Annotated in this window: 7 protein-coding genes and 1 pseudogene; 3 read left to right on the plus strand and 5 right to left on the minus strand. The window is 63.8% G+C overall.

All coding sequences use genetic code 11. The annotated features are described in order from the left end of the window. Positions 1 to 7: 7 nt before the first annotated feature. Positions 8 to 1222, minus strand: coding sequence for a DNA recombination protein RmuC (locus tag AHiyo1_RS02085; RefSeq protein ID WP_059387464.1), 1215 nt, complete (start codon positions 1220 to 1222; stop codon positions 8 to 10). A 123-nt stretch (positions 1223 to 1345) separates the two neighbouring features. Between AHiyo1_RS02085 and ychF the strand changes: the two genes are divergently transcribed. Then, positions 1346 to 2431, plus strand: a complete 1086-nt coding sequence (gene ychF / locus AHiyo1_RS02090; RefSeq protein ID WP_059387468.1) for a redox-regulated ATPase YchF — start codon at positions 1346 to 1348, stop codon at positions 2429 to 2431. 21 nt (positions 2432 to 2452) lie between these two features. On the opposite strand, the gene AHiyo1_RS02095 is transcribed toward ychF, so the two are convergent. The 3 genes and pseudogenes from AHiyo1_RS02095 to AHiyo1_RS02105 all read right to left on the minus strand — a co-directional run bounded on the left by AHiyo1_RS02095 (position 2453) and on the right by AHiyo1_RS02105 (position 4490). Next, positions 2453 to 3220, minus strand: coding sequence for an SCO1664 family protein (locus tag AHiyo1_RS02095; RefSeq protein ID WP_059387465.1), 768 nt, complete (start codon positions 3218 to 3220; stop codon positions 2453 to 2455). Further along, positions 3220 to 3773, minus strand: a pseudogene (locus tag AHiyo1_RS02100) (DUF3090 domain-containing protein). Before AHiyo1_RS02100 ends, AHiyo1_RS02095 begins: the two are co-directional and overlap by 1 nt. A gap of 24 nt (positions 3774 to 3797) precedes the next feature. After that, complete coding sequence (locus AHiyo1_RS02105; protein ID WP_059387466.1) at positions 3798 to 4490, minus strand: histidine phosphatase family protein; 693 nt, start codon at positions 4488 to 4490, stop codon at positions 3798 to 3800. A gap of 408 nt (positions 4491 to 4898) precedes the next feature. Here AHiyo1_RS02105 and AHiyo1_RS02110 point away from each other — a divergent pair, with 408 nt between their 5' ends. Continuing rightward, positions 4899 to 5345 (plus strand): DUF1877 family protein, encoded by a 447-nt coding sequence (locus AHiyo1_RS02110; RefSeq protein ID WP_172465470.1) that lies wholly within the window; start codon positions 4899 to 4901, stop codon positions 5343 to 5345. A gap of 153 nt (positions 5346 to 5498) precedes the next feature. Here the strand turns inward: AHiyo1_RS02110 and AHiyo1_RS02115 are convergent, their stop codons facing one another. Beyond that, positions 5499 to 6137, minus strand: coding sequence for an alpha/beta fold hydrolase (locus tag AHiyo1_RS02115; protein ID WP_253257121.1), 639 nt, complete (start codon positions 6135 to 6137; stop codon positions 5499 to 5501). Between the two features lie 84 nt (positions 6138 to 6221). On the opposite strand from AHiyo1_RS02115, the gene AHiyo1_RS02120 reads away from it, so the two are divergent. Then, a partial coding sequence (locus tag AHiyo1_RS02120) for a condensation domain-containing protein (RefSeq protein WP_253257122.1) occupies positions 6222 to 7173 on the plus strand: 952 nt, incomplete at its 3' end.

The following is a 7173-nucleotide window of genomic DNA, read 5'->3' on the forward strand; positions in this document are numbered from 1 at the left end:
GGCCGTCCTAGGCCGCGGATTCGTCTTCGATCAGTTCGGGTGCTGCAAGGGTCCGCGGCACGGCTTCCACGGCCGACGGCGACACCAGCCCGTCGGTATCCATGGAGTTGAGCTTCCGTGCGGTGGGCAAGACGCGTGCTTCCAGCGTTCCGACCAGCGCGTTGTAGCGATCCACCGAGGTCTTCAGCGACGAACCCAGCTTGCCTACGTTGTCACCGAGCGTCCCCATGCGTTCGTAGAGCTGCCGGGCGAGCTCGAAGAGCTCCCGGGCATTGTCCGTCAGGACGTCCTGGCGCCAGGTGAACGCGACGGACTTTAGAACTGCCAACAAGGTGCCGGGGGACGCGAGCACCACGTTTCTGGACAAGGCATGATCCAAGAGCGCCGGATCCGCTTCGAGAGCGGCGGCCAGGATGGACTCCGCGGGCAGGAAGCAGATCACCAGCTCTGGCGAGTTGCCGGGGATGTCCCAGTACTTCTTGGACCCCAGGGCATCCACGTGGGACTTGAGGGCCTTCGCATGTGCGAGCAGCAGGGCATCCGCGCCGTTGCCCACAGATTGGAGGCCGTTGACCCGCTGGGTGGAATTGCCCTGTTCCTGGGCAGCGAGGTAGGACGCCAACGGAACCTTGGCGTCCACCACCAACTGCTTTCCACCCGGCAACTGGACCACAAGATCCGGCCGGACGGCGTTGTCGGCGGACGCGGAATGCACTTGCTCGTGGAAATCGACGTGACGCAGCATGCCGGCGGCCTCCACCACCCGGCGCAGCTGGACTTCACCCCACTGCCCCCTGGCACTGTTCGACCGAAGGGCGGAGGCCAGGGCGTGGGTGGAGCGCAGGAGTTGTTCATCGGACAGCCGGGCTTCCTGGAGCTGTTGGGCAAGCTGGCCGTACTGCTCCAAGCGATCACGCTCCAGAAGCGAGACCTGTTGCTGGACGGCCGTCAGCTTCTCGGCAACGGGGGCGAGCGCGCGCAACACACTGCCATCCTGGTTCCTGGACTCGTTCAGTTCACGGTTCTGCGACAGCAGAAGCCGCCGTTCGGCGTCGGCGGCGGCAAACTGGGCGTTCACCGCGGCAAGCCGGGCGGAGACGCCGTCGAAATCTTCCTCAAGCGCGGCAGTGCGGCGCCTGAACAGCAGGAAACCAGCCACCACCCCGGCGGCCGCTCCCAGAAGAAGCATGAACAAAGCGAGTATTACTGCAAAACCATCCATGTCTCCAACCTTGGCATAGTGGTCGGACAATATAGCGAAGCCGGATCTCGGCACCCGGGCGTGGGGTCCACGGTTCCACCCGCGAAAGCGGAGAGGGGCACTCAACGGGTAGAATCAATGCTCGTGGCTCTTACTATTGGCATCGTCGGACTGCCCAACGTCGGCAAATCAACTCTTTTCAACGCACTGACCCGCAACCAGGTGCTGGCCGCGAACTACCCGTTCGCCACCATCGAGCCAAACGTCGGCGTCGTCAACCTCCCGGACCCGCGCCTGCAGAAGTTGGCGGAGGTCTTCGGATCGCAGCGCCTCCTGCCCGCGGTCGTCTCGTTCGTTGACATCGCAGGTATCGTCAAGGGCGCCTCCGAGGGCGAAGGCCTGGGCAACAAGTTCCTCGCGAACATCCGCGAAGCAGAAGCCATCGCCCAGGTCATCCGCGTCTTCGATGACCCCGACGTTGTCCACGTCGACGGCAAAGTCGATCCGCGCTCGGACATTGAGACGATCAACACCGAACTGATCCTGGCCGATCTCCAGACGATCGAAAAGGCCATTCCCAGGATCGAAAAAGAAGTCAAGATCAAAAAGCGGGAAGCCGCGGAACTCGCAGCGATCCTGGCTGCCCAGTCCGTCTTGGAACGTGGCGACACGATCTTCTCTTCGGTCAAGAGCGACAAGCTCGAGATGGAGCACCTCAAAGAGCTCAGCCTCCTCACGGCCAAGCCCTTCATCTACGTCTTCAACTCGGACGAAGGAATCCTCGGCAACCCTGAAAAGCAAGAGGAACTGCGCGCCATGGTGGCGCCGGCGGACTGCATTTTCCTTGACGCCAAGCTCGAATCGGATCTCGTCGAACTCGACGAGGAAGAAGCCCGCGAGATGCTCGAGATGAACGGCCAGGACGAATCCGGCCTCGACCAGCTGGCACGCGTCGGCTTCCACACGCTTGGACTGCAGACCTACCTGACTGCTGGTCCCAAAGAAGCCCGCGCCTGGACCATCCACCGTGGCGACACCGCGCCCCAGGCCGCAGGAGTCATCCACACGGATTTCCAGCGCGGATTCATCAAGGCCGAAGTTGTCTCCTTCGATGACCTCATCGCCGCCGGGTCCATGGCCGAGGCAAAGTCCCGCGGCAAGGTCCGAATTGAAGGCAAGGAATACGTCATGGCCGACGGCGACGTGGTGGAGTTCCGCTTCAACGTCTAGCCCCTGCGGGAGGGCAATTCCCTAGAACAGCGGCCAGGGCACCGCTGGCATCTCACCGCTCGGAGCCGGAAACCGCCCTGCCAAGCGCAACCGGGCGCAGCGCGCGGCGAGCGATGCGATTTCTTCGGCACTGAGCAAGTCCGCCAGGTTTCGGCCCAGTTCACCGTGCAGTCCTTCGCTGACACGATCGATGCCCTCGCGTTCCTCGGCGGTCAGAGGGTCTCCCAACCATCCCCACAGCACCGTGCGCAGCTTGTGGTCACGGTGAAAGGTGAGGCCATGGTCCACGCCATGGCGCTGTCCGTCCGGCATGGCGAGAATGTGGTCACCCTTGCGGTCGGCGTTGTTGACGACGGTGTCGAACACCGCCATGCGCCTGAGTGCTGGCGAGTCTTCGTGGACGAGGGTGACCATGCGTCCGTTGCCATCCCGTCCCTCGAGAACGTGTTTCCAGCCCGTCTCCGGCACGTGGTCTGTCGCCACGAGGTCCACGGCGTTTTGGGCGGGGTCTTGGTCCTGCCAGAGCTGCACCATACCTTCGCCCATCGGACCATCGCGCAGCCAAGTGTGCGGCACGATGTCCCAGCCGAAAGCCTGCGAGACCAGGTACGCGGCCACCTCCCGGTGGGCCAGGGTGCCGTGGGGAAAGTCCCACAGCGGAGTTTCGCCGGCTATGGGCTTATAGACGACCACCACGTCGCCGATGCTGCCCAGAAATGTAGCGTTTGAAGCCGTCGTGATGCGGCCGGTGAGCTTCAACTCGGCGGTCCTGAGCTCCGGCGTCGGCATCAGACCTCGGGAAGGGTGCAGATGTGCCCGTCGGCGTCGATGGGGTACCCGCAGAGCGGGCACGTCGGACGCCCGGCGCCCACGATCTCACGGGTGCGCTTGGCGAAGGCGCGGGCCGTGCCGACCGGCATGCGGACCAGCAGCATTTCGGTCTCGTTAGCGCTGTCCTCATCGTTGTCGTTGTCGTCGGCGTCGGCGTCGGCATCGGTGATGGGGAAGGCCTCTAGTACGATCTGGGCCGTGGTTGGGTCCCACCCTAAGCTCATGGCGCCGGTGCGGAACTGCTCCTCAACGGACTCGAGCTGGTCATTGTCGACAAGTTCAACGGGAGTACCCGTGGGGACGCTGAAGGGGTTGCCCTCCACGGTGATGAGCTGGTCGAGAATTTCGTCGATCTTCTCCGCGAGCAGAGCCGACTGCTCTTTCTCCAGGGCCACAGTCACGATCTGCGTCCCGGCGCGCACCTGCAGGTAGAACGTGCGCGCCCCCGGAAGGCCAATGGTGCCGACGACGACCCGATCAGCCAGGCAAACTCGTGAACACGTGTAGGCATGTCAGTATTCTAGGCACATGAGGTTCATGGCGCCTTCCGCCCTGGACCGCCGCCCACCGGCGCATCGCCGGACTGGATGCCGTTCGACAGCCAGGACAGATCACCCGCATCGGTGTTGGTCGCGTAGACGCTCGGCTGGTTACCGCCGTAGCGCACGATCGATACGGAAGCGGGGTTCACGGTAATACGCTGGAACAGGTCAAGGTGCATGCCGAGCGCGTCGGCGAGGATTGACTTGATGATGTCACCGTGACTTACCGCAACCCACACAGCTCCTGGCCCGTACTCGGCTTCGAAGGCTGCATCGTGGCGCCGAATCGCGGCCACCGACCGGGCCTGCATCGCGGCCATGGATTCACCTCCGGGAAAGACGACGGCGGACGGTTGGGACTGCACAACCGGCCACAGATCCTCGGTCGCGAGATCACTGAGCATGCGGCCCTGCCACTGACCGTAATCGCACTCGGTGAGATCGGGATCGACCGGCGCGTACGGCGTGCCAGCCTGGCGATCGAGGATGAGCTGGGCGGTCTGCTGACAACGCTCAAGCGGGCTCGACACCACCGCGACCAAGGGCACCGCGGCGAGCCGGTCTCCAGCCAGAGCCGCCTGGTCGCGCCCGACCTGGTCCAGGCTGATGCCGACCGCCCGCCCGGCCAGCAGCCCCGTGGCATTGGCTGTAGTGCGGCCGTGCCGCACGAGAATAACTGTCGCCATCCACCCAGCCTAACCACCCGCACGCTGCGGTGGCTCGGATATTTACGCCGTCCTATCCGGCACGGGGTAGACCAGGGCGACTTCGCCGGCCGGATGCCTGCTGCCCACGGCGATCACGGCGTTTACATCCTGGTCAGGTGCCCGGTCTTTCGCCGATGGCCGATCCCCGACGTTGCCGAAGTTCGTGCGGCCGGGCAGATCGCGGCCATCACGCCTCTCAGGGGTGCGTGAACAAATCGGTGCGGCTGGTCATCGACATGCCGGTACAGTTCATCTCGCGAGTTATCCACATAACGCAACTCAGCCCTCCTGCGCAGCTTGCGCTTTGGCAATACTTGGTGAATGGGAATCAGATATTACGCATATGCATTCGACGGCGAACTCACTGAACAGGTGCTTTCCGACCCGATGACCTTCGTGTCCGTCGATCCACTTGCTGATGCTTGGGGCCTTGACCCTGGTGTCGGGACCAGCGGTACCACCTTCGAACAATTGATATCTGAGCGCGACATGCTCTATCTGGACAAGGCATGGCGGCATCTGCAGGTTCTCACGGCCCCATTGGGGGCGGCCATGGCGGCGCGACCCGCTTTTCGTATGTTTGAAGGCAACGTGACCATGCATGGCGAAGGTTGGGATCCGTGGGTAAGGGCCCTGACTCCGTCCGAGGTTTTGTCGATTGCTCAGGACTTGGACGATATCTCTGATGCGGAGGTGAGGCAGCGGTTGCCGGATTCGCCATATGTCGATCGGGACCTTGACGTCGAGTATGCCATTGGCTATCTTCGACGGGCCCGGGTCTTCGCCACCAATCTCGCCGACGAGGGGCGCGGCATGGTCTACCTGATCGGGTAACGATCATCCTGGCTTAACCCCAACCGGCGACATCCTGGCTCAGGATATTAGGCCAGGTTTCGACGTCCTCCGGGGTGCGGGCTACTGTCAGCGTTGCTTGGGGGAGCAGCGCGGCAAGGGTTTCCGCGGTTGACAGCGGGTGGCCCGGATCATCTACCCAGGCCAGGATCGTCGCCGGTACGTCGATTCGCGCGAGGGCCTCAAGATCAGGCAGATCGCTGAGTGCCGCGCCTCGAAACAACGACGGCAAGAGGCGTCGGCGACGTCGGGCACGGTTTCTGGCGCCCCAATTGTGGCCGGCGGCGGTGTTGCCCCGCGCGTGGTGGCCAGGAATTCCTCGACGCCAACAGCCTCGATAAGCGCCGCGGCAGCCCGGTAGTTTGCAGCCTGTGCGGCTCGGGTTTCCCACGCGGTGGGTGGCACCATCAGCGTGAGCCCGCTAAAGCGGCCAGGCTCGCGGGAAGCGGCGTGCAAGAGCGTGCCGGTACCCATCGAGGGACCGACTCCGTGGACACGTTCGCCGGGGAACCAGCGATCGAGCAGCCGCAGGAGGTCATCGGCGAGGTTTTGCCATTGATAGTCCTCGGGGACCTTGCGCCCTGTCGACCGGCCATGGCCGCGTGCGTCGTACCGCAGCAGTCGAGTTCCACTCAGCCCTCGGCCGAGGTCGAGGTTGAGCACCCGATCACGCGCGCGGCTTGATGTCAGGCCATGCAGTTGGACAACCGGGTGTCCACCTTCGTCGCTCAAAGCAACCGCAAGCTCGGCTCCGGGAACCTCGAAAGTGGGCATCAGGCTCCTCGTTCCGTGACTGGCAGCGCCACCTTGAGCGGCCGCGTTGAACGTTCAGGCTATCTGGGGCGATAGGATACTGCCATGCGCCTGACCAACGTCACGCACCTGCGGCTACCGTTCGGACGACTTTGGGGCTATGACGTCAGCGTGTCTGCGCTCCGCCGGCGTCTTCCGGTGTCCTTTGATCAGCGGCTCCATGTAGGAGCCGGCGACCGGCCCGGCTCCTGGATGGCAATGTCTTTTCGGCTGCCTGCACCAACTCGTCGTGAGTCGATTGCCGATGCCTGGCTGGCCGTCGTCGGCCGCCACGGCACGCTGCGAACGGCTTTCGTTCCCGGTGAGGACGGTGAGCCGGAGCTTTACGAAATTGATGTTGGTCCGGGAACCTGGGTGGAGCATCAGGTGTCTCCAGGCCAAGCCGTCAATGACGCAGTGCGGGACATTCTCGACGCCGCGTGCTCGCCATACCAACAACCCTCACACCGCCTGTGCGTATTGGAGACTGCTGCCGGACTCACGGTTGTGATTGCAGCCGACCACTCCCACGTCGACATGTGGTCGATGCTGGTGATCGCGCGCGACCTGCTGTCGGCCCTCGACGCCGGGAGCGCCGGCCGCGAATTGTTGCCCGAGCCAGCCCCGGCATTTGTTGAGCACACGCAAGCACTTCTAGACCGGAAAGCGGCGCCGGACCACGTGCGTCAACGGTGGGAACAAATCATCGGGGACAGCGGCGGAGTCATGCCGCAATTCCCGTTGCCCCTGGGTGCGCCCAATCCTCAGCGCGAGCGTGTGGAAGTCCGGGATGTGTTCGATCTCGACGACGGTGCGGCGTTCGCGGCGCAAGCCCGCAACGACGGCGTCTCGACGCTCGCACTCGCTGTTGTTGCGATGACCGCGGTGACCCGCGAGTTGGCGGGAACCCCGCTGCGGGCTGTGTTTCCCGTGCACAGCCGCTTCGACGACAAATGGCATGACTCAGTCGGCTGGTTCATTACCAATTCGGTGCTTGAATCTGCGGTCCCCGAGCCGC

Origin of the sequence: Arthrobacter sp. Hiyo1 (genome assembly GCF_001263615.2) — a bacterium.
Lineage (GTDB): Bacteria > Actinomycetota > Actinomycetes > Actinomycetales > Micrococcaceae > Arthrobacter.

Bases quoted from the DNA above. Each gene is read 5' to 3' on its own strand.
- AHiyo1_RS02085 (WP_059387464.1), bottom strand. From the start codon at position 1,222: ATGGATGGTTTTGCAGTAATACTCGCTTTGTTCATGCTTCTTCTGGGA.
- AHiyo1_RS02095 (WP_059387465.1), bottom strand. From the start codon at position 3,220: ATGCCGACGCCGGAGCTCAGGACCGCCGAGTTGAAGCTCACCGGCCGC.
- AHiyo1_RS02105 (WP_059387466.1), bottom strand. From the start codon at position 4,490: ATGGCGACAGTTATTCTCGTGCGGCACGGCCGCACTACAGCCAATGCC.
- AHiyo1_RS02110 (WP_172465470.1), top strand. From the start codon at position 4,899: ATGACCTTCGTGTCCGTCGATCCACTTGCTGATGCTTGGGGCCTTGAC.
- AHiyo1_RS02115 (WP_253257121.1), bottom strand. From the start codon at position 6,137: ATGCCCACTTTCGAGGTTCCCGGAGCCGAGCTTGCGGTTGCTTTGAGC.